The following is a 15,700-nucleotide window of genomic DNA, read 5'->3' on the forward strand; positions in this document are numbered from 1 at the left end:
GTGAGGCATGAGCGACACCGTAAGCATCATCGAAATGGGGCCGCGTGATGGGCTGCGGGACGAGAAGACCCGGCTCAGCGCCGCAGACCGCATAGCTTTTATCGAAAAGCTGCTCGATGCCGGCCTGAACACCATCGAGGTCGGCGCCTTCGTGTCGCCAAAGGCGATCCCGCAAATGGTCGGCTCCGACGAGGTGCTGCGCGATGTCAATCATCTGCCCGGCGAATTCCATGTGCTGGTGCCGAACGAGAAGGGCTACGAGGCCGCGCGTGCTTCCGGCGCCAAAGTGGTCTCGGTGTTCGCGGCGGCGTCCGAAGGGTTTTCCCGCGCCAACATCAACTGCTCGATCGCCGAGTCGATCGAACGCTTCAAACCGGTGATGGGCCGAGCCAAATCCGATGGCGTCAAAGTGCGCGGGTATGTCTCTTGCGTGCTCGGTTGCCCATTCGACGGTGAGATCGAGCCGAAGGCGGTGGCCAACGTCGCCAAGACCATGTGGGATCTCGGCTGTTACGAAATCTCGCTTGGCGACACCATCGGCGTCGGCACGCCGACAAAGGCTAGGGACATGCTGCGCGCCGTCGGCGGGTATGTGCCGATGGCCAGGCTCGCCATGCATTTCCATGACACCTACGGCCAGGCGCTCGCCAATCTCTATGCCGGTATGGAGGAGGGCGCACGTGTCATCGATTCCGCCGCCAGCGGCCTCGCGGCGGCTGCCCCTACGCGCCCGGCGCCACCGGCAATGTCGCGACCGAGGATGTGGTCTACATGCTCGAGGGTATGGGGATCAAAACCGGGGTCGACATCGCGAAGCTGCTGGCGGCGACGAATGAGGTCAGCCGGTTGCTCGGGCGCGCGCCGGCGAGCCGTGTCGCCGCGGCGCTGAATGCGAAGAGGGGCTTTCGATCGTTCACGTAGCGGGACGCCGTGTTCCAGTTTCATGCGCTAGTGGTTGGGCCGGATAACGTTTTAACTCGCGAGGCGACCGCGGCAGTTGGCCGGCAAATCGTTCTTTTCGACCGTCGGATGGATCGTCTCCAGGTTTGTGGGTGAAGGATGTCGCATCGAATTGCGGTGAACGGCGAACTGCATCTGGTGGAGGCCGCGCCGGATACCCCGCTGCTGTATGTGCTGCGGAACGATCTCGGATTAAACGGCCCCAAGTTCGGCTGTGGTCTCGGGCAGTGCGGTGCCTGCGCCGCCATCGTGGGCGGGAAACTCACGCGGACATGCTCGATTGCCCTGCGGGACGTCGGTGAAGACAAGGTCATCACCCTCGAAGGACTGGGGACCGCGCAGAAGCCTCACCCTTTGCAGAAATCGTTTATCGATGAGCAGGCCGCTCAGTGCGGTTACTGTTCCAACGGCATGATCATGGCCGCGAAGGCTTTGCTGGACCGCAATCCGGTTCCCAGCGAGGAAGACATCAGGGGCGCCCTCGAGGACCAGCTCTGTCGGTGCGGCGTCCAGAATCGGGTGGTGCGCGCCGTTCGCCGCGCTGCAGCGGAGCGCGCGAAATGACGGACAAAGGTCTATCCCGCCGACGCTTCACGCAGTCGCTTGGTATCGTCGTGGCCTCGTTCGTCCTGGCGCCCGCTGCGGCATTTGGTGAGGCGTCCGGAGCATTGCCGTTCAGCTTGCGTAACAACCGAAAGCTGGAGGGATGGATTCGATTGGAGCCGGACGAAACGGTGATCATATTCACCGGCAAGGCCGAGCTTGGCCAGGGGATCCTCACGGCGTTGGCGCAGGTTGCGGCGGAAGAACTCGACGTCGGGTTCGACAAGATCCGCATGATCTCCGCCGACACGTCGCGTGGCCCCGATGAGCAATACACCTTCGGCAGTCAATCGGTCGAGCAAGGCGGAAGCGCTATTCGAGCGGCAAGCGCTCAGGCGCGGGGCATTCTACTTGCCGCGGCGGCACGGCGGTTCGGCGTCCGCCCGGAGGATCTGCAGATCAAGGCCGGCGTCATCGCTTCTCCGGACGGCAAGCGTGCGACCTTCTGGGACGTCGCAAGCGCCGATCCCGGCCTATTGAAGGGAGACATCACAGGCGCAGCACCGCCAAAGAAGCCGAGCGACTATTCCATCGTCGGCAAATCGATTCACCGGATCGACCTCCCCGGAAAGCTGACCGGTGCGCCGTCCTATATCCAGGATATGAGGCTGCCGGGGATGGTCTTTGCGAGGGTCGTGCGTCCACCGCGCTACGGGGCGAAACTGCTCTCGATCGACGAAGCCGCGGTTCGATCGCTTCCCGGCGTGGTCGCGGTGGTTCGCGACGGTAATTTCCTTGCGGTTGCCGCAAAGCGCGAAGAGCAGGCGATCGCCGCCCGCAATGCCTTCGCCTCGGCGGCGCGCTGGAGCGACGACGCGGTGCCGCTTCCGGATATTGCCGATTTGCCCGGAGAGTTGAAGAAGCTTCGTGCGGAGACCATTGTCGTGGGCACCGCCGGTCAGTCCGAGCCGGTGCCGGACCAGATCAAGAAAGTGAGCGGCGAGTATACCCGCTCCTACTTGTCCCATGCCTCGATCGGGCCCTCTTGCTCGGTCGCGTGGCTGAAAGACGGTCGCATGACGGTATGGTCCCACACCCAAGGCGCCTTTCCCCTGAGGGGAGATCTGGCCAAGGTGCTGGGAATGAATGACGCTCAGGTCGATGTCATTCACACCCCGGGAGCGGGATGTTACGGCCAAAACGGTGCGGACGACGCGGCTCTGGACGCCGCTCTGGTGGCCCGTGCCGTCGCGGGCGCGCCCATCAAGCTGCAGTGGATGCGCGATGACGAGTTCGCCTGGGAGCCTTTCGGCCCCGCAATGGCGATGAGGGTCGAGGCGGCGCTTGCACCTGACGGAAAGATCGTCGATTGGTCGTACGATCTTTGGAGCAACAGCCACGCCATGCGGCCGGGTCAAGCCGGTGGCGTGAATCTTCTCGCGGCCTGGGATTTGAGCACGCCCTTCGTAAAATCTCCCGCGCCACATATTCCTCAGCCGTACGGCGACGGAGACCGCAACGCGGTCCCGTACTACGAACTGCCGAGGAAGCAGATCCGAAACCATCTCCTTCTCGATGCGCCGGTCCGAAACGGATCTTTCCGAACGCTGGGATCTCACGGAAATATTTTCGCGATCGAATCTTTTATGGACGAGCTCGCCGGCGTTGCCGGCGTCGATCCGTTGTCGTTCCGGCTCATGCATCTGAAGGATCCCCGAGCCCGGGCTGTGCTTCAGGCTGCCGCGGACAAGGCGGGTTGGATTCCCGGCCAGAAGGGTGACGGCCAACATGGACGCGGCCTGGCCTTTTGCCGATACAAAAGCATCGGGATGTACGCGGCCGCGGTGGTCGACGTGGAAGTCGACCGCAACACGGGTGTCATCAAGGTCCCCCGGGTTGTGCTGGCGGGCGATATCGGGCTCGTCGTCAATCCGGACGGAGCGAGGAATCAGCTCGAAGGCGGGATCGTCCAGGCGGTCAGTCTCACTCTGAAAGAGCAGGTCGGTTTCGACAGACGGGAGATCACGAGCCGGGATTGGTCGGGATATCCCATCCTCACGTTTTCCGAAGTTCCCAGCATCGACGTCGTTTTGATGGAGCGCAGCGATCCCTCGCTTGGCGCCGGCGAAGGCTCTCTTCCTCCGACGTCGTCGGCCCTGGCAAATGCTTTCGCCCATGCCACCGGACGCCGGCTGCGCGAGCTTCCCATGACGCCTGAACGCGTGAAGGCATCGCTGTCCTGATCGTCCTCGCGGCTTGAGGGCCAGCTCGGCCGCCTGGCCCGGGAGCGCCGGGCAGCGTCTCGCGCCGCACGAGGCCGTGCATCGATCAGGTTCTGCCAGTGCCGATTGTCCTGCCAGCAGGACGTTCTGTCTCTCAAATTATACTTTACGATTGTAAAGTAAAATGACATAGTCCGTTCCGTCGGGCGAGAGGCTTGCTTCTCACCTTCCCGACATCGTCAAACGTCGACCGAAAGCGTCGCGAAAAACCGGGGATGAAACGATGATCGAGGAACGCGACATCAGCGTCGCCATGAGAGACGGCACCCGGCTGGCGGTCGACGTCTACCGCCCGGACACGCCCGCCAGATACCCCGTGCTGTATGCGGCTGCGCTGCACAACAAGGACATCCAGGGGCCCGACATCGCGGATATATTGCCGCCGCAACCGGCGCACGCGCCGCTCTGGTTCGGTCCGATCGAGGCGGGCGACACGCGGCGCTTCATCGCCAACGACTATGTCCATGTGATCGCGCAGCCGAGGGGCTCCGCCAAGTCGGAAGGCCACTACGGCCACGAGGACACGGACCACTACGACCTGATCGAATGGATCACGCAGCAGCCGTGGTCAAACGGCAAGGTCGGAATGGTCGGCATCTCCGGTTATGCCGGCGAACAATGGCGCGCCGCGGCGCAGGGACATCCTGCGCTCAAAGCCATCTTTCCCTATGACGCCTGCAGCGCCTATGGCGGCATGTTCGGATTCCGCGACTTCAATCCCGGCGGGGTGCTGCACAGCTTTCCCTATCTGCTCGATGTCTTCAGCACCGTTCACGAGTCCCGTGACCGGCCCGGCGAGCTTCCGCCCGCAGAGGAGGCGCTCTGGCGCCGTGCCATGAGCAATCCGGACTTCAAGCAGTACATCAACCTCTACAACATCCTGACGCAGAAGGGGCAGCGCACTTTCATCATGTATCTCACGATGACCCACCCCTGGGAGCAGGACGGCACGGTCGAACGCGCCGAAGAGACCTTCAAGAAAATCAAGATACCGTTCTACACGGGCTCCGGTGCCTATGCGTACACCTACAAGCTCCATTGGCTTGGCGCGCAGCATTACTTTCAGAACGTCGATGCGCCGAAAAAGCTGCTCTTCACCGGGCCAGCGCACCTCGAGCGTCCGTTCCATCAATACCATGACGAGATCATCCGCTGGTACGACCACTGGCTGAAGGGGCACGACACCGGCATCATGGGCGAACCGCCTGTCCGCTACTGGCTGATGGGTGCCAACGAATGGCGGACCGGAACCAATTGGCCGCTGCCGGAGACGCAGTGGACCAAATACTATCTCTCCCACTGGGAGACGTTGTCGACGGCACCGCCGCGACCGGCATCGGAGGTTGGCGCTTCGGCGCGCGAGCCCGATGTCTTCACGCAGATGCCGGTGACGCGGACGACGAAGGTCGAGCGGCTGCGCTACATGACCGAGCCCTTGCCGCACGACGTCACCGTCGCCGGTCCGATCACGCTGACGCTATATGCGGCGATCGATCAAGAGGACACCAACTGGATCGTCGCGCTCAAGGACGTCGGACCGGACGTTTCGGTCCGGACCGCGCGCGAGGGCGAGCGCGATGTTCCGTCGACGTTGCCTGAGCGCGAACTGACGCGCGGCTGGCTCAAGGCCTCGTATCGGGCACTCGACGAGACGCGCTCGAAGCCCTGGCAGCCGTTCCACAAGCTGACCCATGACACAATTGCACCCGTCAAACCGGGAGAGGTGGTCGAGTACCAAGTGCAGATCCTTGCGACCGCGAACCAATTCAAGGCGGGGCACCGGATCTGCCTCGATATCACCTCCATGGACGTTCCGACCGGCACCGGGGCGATGACCAATGTCGAGTACATCCCGTACCACGTTTGCAGCAGCAGGACCGTGACCCACAGGATCTATCGGGACGCCGAGCGGCCGTCGCATCTGCTGCTGCCGATCATACCCGAACCCATCGCTCAGCATTCGCACTGACGTCGGGATAAAAGAGGAAACGCTACGATGAGCATTCGATTTGAACGAGACGGCGCCGTCGGAAATATCGTGCTGGCCAATCCGCCCTTCAACCGGCTCGACCTCCGCTTCGCGGAAGCCTTGCGAGCGGCGGTGCATCAGGCCAGCGTGAGCGACATTCGTGTGCTCGTCATTCGCTCGGAGGGGCCGCATTTCAGTTTCGGCGGCGAGGTGCGCGAATGGCCGGGAAAGGATGTGAACTGGTTCCGGACGTTCGTCGCGGACGTGAACGTCGCTTACCGCGCCATCGAAATGCTCAAGGTTCCAACGGTCGCCGTGGTGCAGGGGATCGCCTTCGGGGGCGGTTTCGAGCTGGCCCTGGCGTGCGATTTTCTCGTCGCGGCGGACAATGCGATGCTTCGGTGCGTCGAAGTCACGACAGCGATGCTGCCGATTGCAGGAGCCCTGCAGCGGATCGCCGAGCGCGCCGGCCGGGCGCGCGCGTCGCGATTCGCCATGCTTGGTGAACCGATTTCCGGACACGAGGCCGGCGTGCTCGGAATTGCGACGCACGTGGTGCCCGAGACCGAGCTTTCAGCGACCGCGGATGCGTTGGTCCGCCAGCTTGCGACCGGACCGACCCGATCGTATGCGGCGACCCGCACGCTGCTCAAGGCCTGGTCGAGCGGCGGGGTCGCCGCCGCGGACCTTGTGATGCTTGACGTCGCGATGGAGCTATATGAGGGGGCCGATGCGCAGCGCGGCTTCGCGAGCACGGCAGCGGCCTTCGACAAGGATATCGAGCCGCCAACGCTGGTGTTCGAAGGGAAGTAGACGTCGGCCGTGTGATGAAGTGCGTCCTGGCCGGAGATCCAGGAACCAAGCTGATCGGGAGATTGTCGTGCAGCGTGAAAGCTATGTGTCTGGCAACAGCAGCCCGCCCTTGATCGGCAAGACCATCGGCGCCCTTCTGGACGACGTGAGCGCGGCTGACGGGGCCCGCGAAGCGCTGGTGGTTGTGCACCAGGAGATTCGCTGGACCTACTCGGAACTCAAGGCACGCAGCGACGCGTTTGCCGCGGGGCTTTTGTCCCTCGGCCTCGAGCCGGGCGATCGCGTCGGCATCTGGGCACCGAACTGTGCGGAATGGACAATTGCGCAGTTCGCCACGGCGAAGGCAGGCCTAATCCTGGTCAACATCAATCCGGCCTATCGTTCAGCTGAGCTGGAGCATGCCCTGCGCGCCGTGGGATGCCGCACGCTGATCACCGCCGTGCGTTTCAAGACCAGCGACTATATCGCGATGATCCGCGAACTCGCTCCCGAACTGGGGAACGGAAGCGACGAGCTGAAGATCGCGCGCCTTCCCGACTTGCGGCACGTGATCTCGATTGCAGGAAAGCACGATGGCTGCCTGGCATTCGAGGGGGTGCTGGAGAGAGGCAGGCAGGTTGGCAGCAGTCGTCTGGACGCCGTCGCGGCGACGGTCCGAATCGATGACGCCGTCAACATCCAGTTCACCAGCGGCACCACCGGATTGCCGAAGGGGGCGACGCTTTCGCATCGCAACCTCATCAACAATGCCTTCTTCGTCGGTGAAGCCACCGGGATCGAATCTGGTTCTCGCGTCTGCATCCCGGTGCCGCTTTATCACTGCTTTGGCATGGTGATGGGCAATCTCGGTTGCGTCACCCATGCGGCGACGATGGTCTATCCATCCGAGTCCTTCGATCCGTTGAAGACCCTGGAGGCCGTCGAGGCAGAACGTTGCGACGTGCTCTACGGGGTGCCCACGATGTTCATCGCTCAGCTGAATCACCCCGAATTCTCGCGCTTCGACTTGAGCTCGCTTCGGCGTGGGATCATGGCGGGGGCCCCATGTCCGATCGAGGTCATGAAGGACGTCGCCTCCACCATGCACATGAGCGAAATCACCATCGCTTACGGGATGACCGAAACCAGTCCCGTGAGCTTTCAGAGCAGCCGGGACGATCCGCTCGAACTGCGCGTGTCGACGGTCGGACGGATACAGCCGCACCTCGAGGTCAAGATTGTCGACCGTCACGGTCGAGTCGTGCCGCGGGGTGAGGCCGGTGAGCTGTGTACGAGGGGATACTCTGTGATGCTCGGCTATTGGAATGACGAAGCGCGCACAAGGGAGGCTGTCGATTCAACCGGTTGGATGCATACGGGTGACCTGGCGGCCGTCGACGACGACGGATATTGCCGCATCGTCGGAAGGATCAAGGATATGGTCATCCGCGGCGGTGAAAACATCTATCCCCGTGAAGTCGAAGAGTATCTATATCAACACCCCGATATTCAGGACGTCCAGGTTTTCGGAGTGCCGGACGCGAAGTATGGCGAAGATCTCTGTGCCTGGATCGTTTCGAAGTCCGGTACCACCCTCGACGAGGAGAGCGTCCGTAAGTTCTGTCAGGACCGCATCTCGCACTACAAGGTCCCTCGCTACATCCGGTTCGTGGAGAGCTTCCCGTCCACTGTGACCGGCAAGGTCCAGAAGTTTGCGATGCGTGAGGCGATGATCGAGGAGTTCGCCCGCGCAATGAAAGTCGGCGCATGAGCCTCAGCGAAAACGCTATGGAGGCTTTTCAATATACGGCATTGCCGGCCCGCGTCCTTTTTGGATTCGGCACCATCGCAAAGGTCGCCGATGAGCTGGTCTCGATGGGTCGCAAGCGGGCCTTCGTTCTCACCGATCCGCATCACGCAACAGCGGCCGCGGCGCGTCTGATGCTCGCCCTCGGTGAATTCGGCGTCCAGCTTTCGACGGATGCGGTCATGCACACGCCGGCAGACGTCACCGAGCGCGTAATGGAAAAGCTCGCTGCGTGCGATGCCGACTGTATCGTGGCTCTCGGCGGCGGCTCGACGATAGGTCTCGCCAAGGCACTGGCGCTGCGAACCGACCTCCCGCAAATCGTGCTTCCGACCACCTACGCCGGCTCCGAGGCCACGCCGGTGCTTGGCGAGACGCGAGACGGGCAAAAGTCGACCATCCGCTCGATGCAGGTTCTCCCCGAGGTCATCGTATACGACGTGGAGCTTACATACGGCCTGCCGCCGGCGATATCGCTGGTTTCAGGGATAAACGCCATCGCGCACGCGGTGGAGGCGCTATACGCAAAGGATGCGAACCCCATAATGTCTAGCCTTGCAGAGCAGGGCATCGCAGCCCTTGGACGCGCGCTACCCCGGATTGTTTCAAATCCGGCAGACCGCAGCGCTCGCGCGGATGCTCTGTTCGGAGCCTGGGTCTGTGGGTCCTGTCTCGGAGCGGTAGGCATGTCGCTCCATCACAAGTTATGTCACGTGCTGGGCGGCACTTTCAGTCTTCCGCACGCCGAAACGCACACCGTGATCCTGCCGCATGCGGTAGCCTACAACGCGGCCGGTGCATCGACTGCGATTGATCGCGTGGCTCGCGCGCTCGGTGCAGATCATGCCGCGCAGGCTCTGTTCGATCTTGCCGTGACCAACGGAGGTCCGAGGTCGCTTCGCGAGATTGGCATGTCTTATTCCGATCTCGACGGAGCCACCGAGGCAGCGGTCAAATCACCTTATTGGAATCCGCGCCCCGTCGAGCGGAACGCGATCAGGAAACTCCTGGAAGACGCCTATAACGGACACCGGCCCTTGTGAAGGGAGAGCGAGAATGAAATCAACCGTCGCGGCCAATGATGGTTCGGGCGCAGCGATTTTCCCTGAACTGACGCGCGACGTGATCGATCGCATGAGGGACTCCGCTAACCCTAGGTTGCGCGAGATCCTGTCGTTGGTTGTAAGCCACATCCACGAGATCGTGCGGGAGGCGAACATCACGCAAGACGAATGGTGGCGGGCGATCGAGTTCCTCACGCGTGCCGGCAAGATGTGTTCGGAAAGCCGACAGGAGTTCATCCTGTTATCGGATATTTTGGGGATTTCGATGCTGGTCGATGCCATCGATCATGTTGGTGGACCGGGACTCAGCGAGTCGACGGTTCTAGGCCCGTTCTATGCGGGCCAGCAGCGGGAACTCGCTGCAGGCGAGAGCATTCTTCTGCGCGAAGAGGAAAGTGATCCACTGGAGATGCGAGGCCGCGTTGCGGATTCCCGGGGGCGGCCGATCGAAAATGCGCTTGTCGAGGTCTGGCAGACCGCGCCCAATCAACTCTACGATGTTCAGGACAAGGATCAACCGGGCGGGCATCTGCGGGGCAGCTTTCGTACCGACGGCGCGGGCACCTTCTTTTTCCGAACCATCATGCCCGTAAGTTATCCGATACCGAACGACGGTCCCGCCGGCCAATTACTCGCGGCAATGGGCCGCCATCCGTTTCGGCCAGCACATATTCATTTCATGATCAGCGCGCCGGGATATCGCACCCTTGTCACGCACCTGTTCTTGGACGGGGATAGATACTTGGCAAGCGATGCGGTATTCGGGGTCAAACCGTCTCTTGTCATCCGCCCCAGACCGATAGACGGCATGAACACGGTCGAATATGACTTCGGTCTTGCCGATCAGCGAGAGTCGCCTCGAGCACAAGTCTAGGATCTCCGAAGTCAACGCGAATAGCTTTGCGCCAGTCGGCAGCGCCGCAGCCGTTGTTTCCGATGAACGACACCTCAAACGCTTGGATTGGCGCTCCGTCGAGAACCGTGTTAATCGAAAACCAAATGGCGAAGCAAGCTGCTCGGCGAAAGCCCCCGCGTAAGAGAGCCGAACAACAGCGCTCGATCGAGACGCGGGTCTCGATCCTCAATGCTGCTATTGAGGAATTTGCCGAACGCGGATTCGAAGGGGCGAGCATTCGCGCGATCGCCGACCGGCTCGATCTGCAACATCCGCTGATCACCTATCACTATCGCAGCAAGGAGATTCTCTGGCGGGCGGCGGCGGAGCATGCCTTTGCGCAGATTCGCGACGAGTGGGATGTCTCGGCGCCGGAGGGCGCCGATTTGTCGCCGTTGGCGCGGCTGCGTCGGGAATACACGACCCTTTTCCGGTATACGGTCGCGTTTCCCGAATTCCATCGGTTCATGCGCCAGGAGACCTTGACGAACAATCCGCGGCTCAAATGGGTGGCGGAAGCAATCTTGGCGCCGCTACTGGGGCGACTGATGCCTCAGATACTCGAAGCTCAGAAGCAGGGCTTCCTTCCGGCCGTCGATCCTATCCTTTTCCACTATATGATGGTCAGCCTTACCGCCACGCTTTCCGAATTTGGTCCCGAAATGCGGATGACCAGCGGCCTGTCCTCAGGAGATCCAAAGGTGGTGGAGGCGTATTGGCGGCTGGTCGACAAGATGGTCTTCGGCAGGGAGTCGAAGCTGCCTGGAAAGACGCGGAATCGTTGACCCGTCGCTCCAACCTCCGTCGGCCTCATTATCGTCGCGCACCGCGTCGACCATTTTGCAGCACTGCTCGCCGCGAGCGATCGCCGACTGGGGCCTCGCTTGCGGTGTTCAGGGTAGCCCGAACAGCGTGCGCGCGTTGTCGCGGCCGATCTTCTTTCGATCGAGTTCGCTGATCTCACAATTGTCGAACCAGCGGGAGCCGTCTTCAAAACTCTCGAACGGGTAATCGACGGCGTACAAGATACGGTCGCTGCCGACCTCAAGCATGGTCGAAAGCAACGATGGCGTACGGAAATTGCCGCTCGTTGTTACATACACGTTCTCCTGGAAGTACTCCCCGAGCTTGCGTTTGCACGGAATTCCCCTAGGCGCTTTTGCGACGATGTTATCAATACGCCAAATATTAAACGGAATGCATTCGCCGAGATGGCCCAGGATCATCTGCAGATTTGGATTTTGATCGAACAGCCCAGACGACATCAGCCGCAATGCGTGAGTGCTTGTCTCCATCGTAAAGGCCCAGGTGGCCGCGGTTAGCCAGGGAAAGCCGTCGTAGATCGGCTCGCGGGAAGGCAGCGGATCCCGGGGGTGCATGTAAAACGGTTTGCCGAGCGCGTTCGCTGCACTCCAAAAGTCAGAGAATTGCGCCGCATCGTAGTAGGCGACGGTCTCTGCGTCCCCGACTTGCGAGAAGCCGTTCACCATGAAGCCGTGGAAGCCCATTGTCTTGATGCAGCGCTCAAGCTCGCGCGCCGCCGCCTCAGGATCCTGCATCGGCAACGCCGCGAACCCGCCCAACTTTGTCGGGTGGCGCGCAACATGCTCGGCAAGGGCGTCGTTGGAACGGCGAGCTACGTCAATGGCCTCCTTTACCTTTGGGATACCCTGAATGCCAGGCGAATTGAGCGAGAGGATTGAAAAGGCGGTGCCTCCCTGTTCCATTCTTTCGAGCCGTTGCTGTTCAATGTCGAGAAGGTTGGCCTTCAGCCTCTCCCAAACCGCGGGCAGCGAGTAGATCTTGGACTGATCGATCGTCAGGTCGATGGCGAAGTGCTCTTCCAAAGCAATCTTGTTCTTCAACTTGTGACTCCGCAAAGAAGAGAGGACGCTGCAGTGTGGCAAAAAGCGTTCGCGTCGCCGCAGCCCGACGCGCGTGATCGGCTCCCGTAGTGGAGAGCTGGATCAGTATAGTCGCGCGTGGGGGAACCGGGCTTGATCGCGATCGGCGCGTTTGGACTCGGATGCCAATCCCGAGGCTGGCGCCTAAAGCGGCTCTTCCTGCCATGAGATTGACCAGGTCGTTTGATGTCGGTATTGTGAAAGCTTCATAAATATACGTCCGATCAACGGACTTGGGCGGAACGTGGGTGATGTGAAGCGTCGCTTTGCTCGACCGCCTCGCCCGGAGGAGAGGATCGCATCGGTGGATTACGGCAGTAGCCGTCCGCACAATTTGGGAGCCGCTCGGGTACGGAGTCACACCCTATGCGGCATAGAGGTGCATTGCATCCAACAGGACGCCTTGCCGGGTCGTGCTTGGCACCAGCTCAGCAACCATCATCCTATGCTTGCGATCGTGGTGAACGAAACGGGTGGCCTGTGCGAGGCCCGACCTTCGCTGCAAAGCAACACCAATCGGTCAAATGAACGGCGGCACCGACGAAACGGCCATACCAGCCTGATCCCCGCCGGCCTCCCGATATGGTGTTATTCCGACCAGATCGCCCGGGTCGATGCAGTCCGGCTAATGCTCGATGTCGATCGCGTCGTCGATGTAATGGGCGGGGAATTCCAAGTTGCCAGGCTTGCCGAGCCACGCTTAACGTTCTTCGACGAAAAACTTCAGGTTTTGGCACGACTTCTCGCTTCGAGCCGAGACGACACGCCCGGCTTTCATCTATTTGGTGACAGCGTCGTCGCGGCTATTATCGCCCGGCTCTCGCATCTGAGCGCGACGGGTCAGCCGGTGAGCTCGCGGCGGCTGGGTCTCACCAAACGGCAGTTGGCGCAGGTCACCGACCTCATGAACGAAAATCTTTCCAGATGCATTCGCTTGTCTGAGTTGGCATCTCTAGCGGGGCTTTCCGCGTCTCAGTTCGGTCGGGCCTTCAAGGTCTCGACCGGAATGACTCCACACAACTGGCACCTTTTCACTCGAATCGAATATGCGAAGCGTCTGCTCGCGAATCGAGAGAAGAGCTTGGTCGATATCGCGCTAGAGGCCGGCTTTTCCGAGCAGAGTCACTTCACGCGCGCCTTTACTGCCGCGCATGGGACTTCTCCAAACGCGTGGCGGCGGAGTAGAATGGGTTGATCACGGCGGCCTGATCGGTCGGATCTTCAGGTGTACTGGCGAAGCCAGGCGCTCGGCGTCGTGCTTACAATTTCAAGAAATGCCCGCGAGAAGTGACTCGCATCGGAAAAGCCAACGAGGGATGCTATCGCTGCCAGGGATTCGGTAGGGTCGTCCAGCATGAGTCGCTGTGCGCTTCTGATGCGGGCGTCCATCTGCCAGCGCTGAAGTGAAAGACCGGTTGCTTCGCGGAAGCTCTGACCGACCTGTGCAGCAGACAAGTTTGCGAGGCGCGACAGTTCCTCGACGGTAATGCTTTCGTCGAGATGATCGTTGATATGATCGATCACGAGGGTCAGGCGCTGGCCTGTAAGCTTTGTGCATCTCTGCGGTTCAGTCGGACGGCTGGCTAGGTCGAGCAAACTCGCCTGCAACGCGCGCGTCAGAGAGAGAGCGTACAGGTCCCGATCGTTCTCTGCGTCGTGCTCGCTCAGGAGGCGAGCACATTGATACAGAGGATCGTCTCTGAACATGTACCGGCTTTTCATGCCGTCAATTATCATCGTCTCATGCGATGTAAGGCAATCGGACGTTTCAAGGTTAATTTGATAGCACGCGATGCGTGCGTGCCTCATTTCCGAGGCATAAATTACGAACGACTGCGAAGGAGTGGCGAAGCTTAAGTGCCCTGTTCCAAAATAGTCACCCTCTACCGGTCTATCGGGTTCTAATCGCGTCTGACAACGTCCCCCAATCTCGCTCATCACGGCGCACAGCAATGGAGCGTCGAACGAAAATGAGATCCAACCCGGCTCCGTCTCCCATCGCAGATCGAAAATTGCGCACGCTATACCAGGCCATTCCCAGCGATTTTGGGCAGAAACGCGAACCCCGTGTTCTTTCTGGATCATGATTTTCAGTGCCGGCTCGGATGTGCGTGCAAATCTTAGCCCTAACGTTGCGGTTGCGTAAATACCTTCTCCGCCTCCAGCTCAATCGCATCCAATTCGCGCGGTTTCTGATCAATCTTTGCTGATCGCGCTGAGCCATGCTCCGGCAAAGTAAAATTCAGACGGCGCAAGTGGGGGCATGAATGACTCGTCTAAAGGGCGCGACGCTTGGTAGTTTGATTGGGACCTTGGTGCTAACGGCAACTGGCGGTAGCAGCTTCGCGACCGAGCCCGGAAATCTTGGGAATCTGCTTTTTGGCGCAACCATGGGAGCGCCAATTGCAGCCGCGCCACCTCCCGGCGTCTACTTCAACAATACCTTCTTCTACGCCCCCGAGCTGGCGGGAAATGGCAACGCCAATTGCGGCGTGGGATGCAAGTCGCGGTATTCAGGCGCTGTTGATTCTGCGACCGTGACTTGGGGCAGCGGATTGACGTTTCTAGGTGGCGTATACTTTCCGACTGTAAATATTGTCGGCGATACTGTTTCGGAAACCAACACGCCTTATCCTCCCGGTGGGGGCCCCGGAGCATCGCCGATTTACGGCAACTCTCTCGAATTGGAAGTCCGCAATCTGTATATCAATCCCATCAACTTCTCGTGGAAGGTCGGCAACATGCCCCTCTTCCTCAATGCGGGGCTGGGCTTCGTCGCTCCGGTGGGGACGGATTACGCTGGCTCGACAGTTCCCGACTATTGGACGATTCGCCCCCATTGGGCTGTGAGTTACTTGGGGGAAGGTTGGAATCTGTCAGCAAATTTCAGCTACGATATCAACACCGCCTCGCGTGGCAACACTGGTCTCTATCAAATCATCGCATTGAATCCCGCGACGGCTCCGCCCGTATCGGCGCTGCTGACAGGCCCCGCCAACCCCGGCAACGGCTATACCACGGGCGACTATCTGTTCCTCGATTGGACCGCGACCAAAAAGTTCGATAAATGGGAAATCGGACCCGTCGGCTTCGTCAAGGTTCAGACGACTGACGACACGCCAGGTGGCGTAAACCCGGCCACCCGTGCTGCATGGACTTGCGCGCAATTGACGGCCGCAAAACTGCCGACCTGCGGCAAAGACGTCGAGATCGGAGCGGGTCTTCTGGTCGGCTACAACTTTGGTCCGGTCGATATGAAGTTCATTTATACGAATGCGTTCTATTCAAAGGACACCGTCGGCTCCAACTCAGGCTCGACGGTTTGGATAAAGACATCGTTCAGGTTATGGGCGCCCGACGAGCCCCCGGCACCGAAGAAGCAACTCTATACCAAGAACTGATCTCGTTGCCTTCACCCGGTCTCCGTAGTCAATGGGTCAAGATCGGCACGCCTCCGTTCCTTTCGGCAATGCTCTGCCCTAAG

12 protein-coding genes and 1 pseudogene are annotated in these 15,700 nt (G+C 60.6%); 11 read left to right on the plus strand and 2 right to left on the minus strand.

Annotated elements, in window-relative coordinates; all coding sequences use genetic code 11:
- Positions 1-7: 7 nt before the first annotated feature.
- From ACP2YO_RS08120 to ACP2YO_RS08160, 9 genes and pseudogenes are all read left to right on the plus strand, one after another.
- A pseudogene (locus ACP2YO_RS08120) lies at positions 8-921 on the plus strand (hydroxymethylglutaryl-CoA lyase).
- A gap of 156 nt (positions 922-1,077) precedes the next feature.
- Entirely contained in the window at positions 1,078-1,524 is a 447-nt protein-coding gene (locus tag ACP2YO_RS08125; RefSeq protein WP_426440407.1) for a (2Fe-2S)-binding protein, read from the plus strand.
- Positions 1,521-3,746 (plus strand): molybdopterin cofactor-binding domain-containing protein, encoded by a 2,226-nt coding sequence (locus tag ACP2YO_RS08130; RefSeq protein ID WP_426440408.1) that lies wholly within the window; start codon positions 1,521-1,523, stop codon positions 3,744-3,746. Before ACP2YO_RS08125 ends, ACP2YO_RS08130 begins: the two co-directional genes overlap by 4 nt.
- A gap of 262 nt (positions 3,747-4,008) precedes the next feature.
- A complete protein-coding gene (locus ACP2YO_RS08135) occupies positions 4,009-5,754 on the plus strand; it encodes a CocE/NonD family hydrolase (protein ID WP_426440409.1) in 1,746 nt (581 codons plus the stop codon).
- A 27-nt stretch (positions 5,755-5,781) separates the two neighbouring features.
- A complete protein-coding gene (locus tag ACP2YO_RS08140) occupies positions 5,782-6,567 on the plus strand; it encodes an enoyl-CoA hydratase/isomerase family protein (RefSeq protein ID WP_426440410.1) in 786 nt (261 codons plus the stop codon).
- Positions 6,568-6,634: 67 nt separating this feature from the next.
- Positions 6,635-8,317 (plus strand): AMP-binding protein, encoded by a 1,683-nt coding sequence (locus ACP2YO_RS08145; RefSeq protein WP_426440411.1) that lies wholly within the window; start codon positions 6,635-6,637, stop codon positions 8,315-8,317.
- Positions 8,314-9,396 (plus strand): maleylacetate reductase, encoded by a 1,083-nt coding sequence (locus ACP2YO_RS08150; protein WP_426440412.1) that lies wholly within the window; start codon positions 8,314-8,316, stop codon positions 9,394-9,396. The genes ACP2YO_RS08145 and ACP2YO_RS08150 overlap by 4 nt, the downstream gene beginning before the upstream one ends.
- Before the next feature lie 13 nt (positions 9,397-9,409).
- Complete coding sequence (locus ACP2YO_RS08155) at positions 9,410-10,291, plus strand: dioxygenase (RefSeq protein ID WP_426440413.1); 882 nt, start codon at positions 9,410-9,412, stop codon at positions 10,289-10,291.
- A 125-nt stretch (positions 10,292-10,416) separates the two neighbouring features.
- Positions 10,417-11,097, plus strand: a complete 681-nt coding sequence (locus tag ACP2YO_RS08160) for a TetR/AcrR family transcriptional regulator (protein ID WP_426440414.1) — start codon at positions 10,417-10,419, stop codon at positions 11,095-11,097.
- Positions 11,098-11,205: 108 nt separating this feature from the next.
- Here ACP2YO_RS08160 and ACP2YO_RS08165 read toward each other — a convergent pair whose 3' ends face one another.
- The gene (locus tag ACP2YO_RS08165; RefSeq protein WP_426440415.1) at positions 11,206-12,177 is read right to left on the minus strand and encodes an amidohydrolase family protein; all 972 of its coding nucleotides are present in this window, start codon (positions 12,175-12,177) and stop codon (positions 11,206-11,208) included.
- A 484-nt stretch (positions 12,178-12,661) separates the two neighbouring features.
- On the opposite strand from ACP2YO_RS08165, the gene ACP2YO_RS08170 reads away from it, so the two are divergent.
- Positions 12,662-13,411 carry a helix-turn-helix domain-containing protein gene (locus tag ACP2YO_RS08170; RefSeq protein ID WP_426440416.1) on the plus strand — a complete coding sequence of 250 codons (750 nt, stop codon included), beginning with the start codon at positions 12,662-12,664 and terminating at the stop codon, positions 13,409-13,411.
- A gap of 26 nt (positions 13,412-13,437) precedes the next feature.
- On the opposite strand, the gene ACP2YO_RS08175 is transcribed toward ACP2YO_RS08170, so the two are convergent.
- On the minus strand, positions 13,438-14,301 hold the full coding sequence (locus ACP2YO_RS08175; RefSeq protein ID WP_426440417.1) for a helix-turn-helix domain-containing protein: 864 nt from the start codon (positions 14,299-14,301) through the stop codon (positions 13,438-13,440).
- A gap of 182 nt (positions 14,302-14,483) precedes the next feature.
- Here ACP2YO_RS08175 and ACP2YO_RS08180 point away from each other — a divergent pair, with 182 nt between their 5' ends.
- On the plus strand, positions 14,484-15,617 hold the full coding sequence (locus tag ACP2YO_RS08180; RefSeq protein WP_426440418.1) for a transporter: 1,134 nt from the start codon (positions 14,484-14,486) through the stop codon (positions 15,615-15,617).
- The last annotated feature ends 83 nt before the right edge of the window (positions 15,618-15,700 follow it).

Origin of the sequence: Bradyrhizobium genosp. P (assembly GCF_049949265.1) — a bacterium.
In the GTDB taxonomy this organism is placed as follows: Bacteria; Pseudomonadota; Alphaproteobacteria; order Rhizobiales; family Xanthobacteraceae; genus Bradyrhizobium.

Excerpts from the sequence above, each read along its gene's own strand:
- ACP2YO_RS08130 (WP_426440408.1), top strand. The coding sequence starts at position 1,521 with ATGACGGACAAAGGTCTATCCCGCCGACGCTTCACGCAGTCGCTTGGT.
- ACP2YO_RS08150 (WP_426440412.1), top strand. The coding sequence starts at position 8,314 with ATGAGCCTCAGCGAAAACGCTATGGAGGCTTTTCAATATACGGCATTG.
- ACP2YO_RS08175 (WP_426440417.1), bottom strand. The coding sequence starts at position 14,301 with ATGATCCAGAAAGAACACGGGGTTCGCGTTTCTGCCCAAAATCGCTGG.
- ACP2YO_RS08135 (WP_426440409.1), top strand. The coding sequence starts at position 4,009 with ATGATCGAGGAACGCGACATCAGCGTCGCCATGAGAGACGGCACCCGG.
- ACP2YO_RS08140 (WP_426440410.1), top strand. The coding sequence starts at position 5,782 with ATGAGCATTCGATTTGAACGAGACGGCGCCGTCGGAAATATCGTGCTG.
- ACP2YO_RS08180 (WP_426440418.1), top strand. The coding sequence starts at position 14,484 with ATGACTCGTCTAAAGGGCGCGACGCTTGGTAGTTTGATTGGGACCTTG.
- ACP2YO_RS08170 (WP_426440416.1), top strand. The coding sequence starts at position 12,662 with ATGCTTGCGATCGTGGTGAACGAAACGGGTGGCCTGTGCGAGGCCCGA.
- ACP2YO_RS08160 (WP_426440414.1), top strand. The coding sequence starts at position 10,417 with ATGGCGAAGCAAGCTGCTCGGCGAAAGCCCCCGCGTAAGAGAGCCGAA.
- ACP2YO_RS08155 (WP_426440413.1), top strand. The coding sequence starts at position 9,410 with ATGAAATCAACCGTCGCGGCCAATGATGGTTCGGGCGCAGCGATTTTC.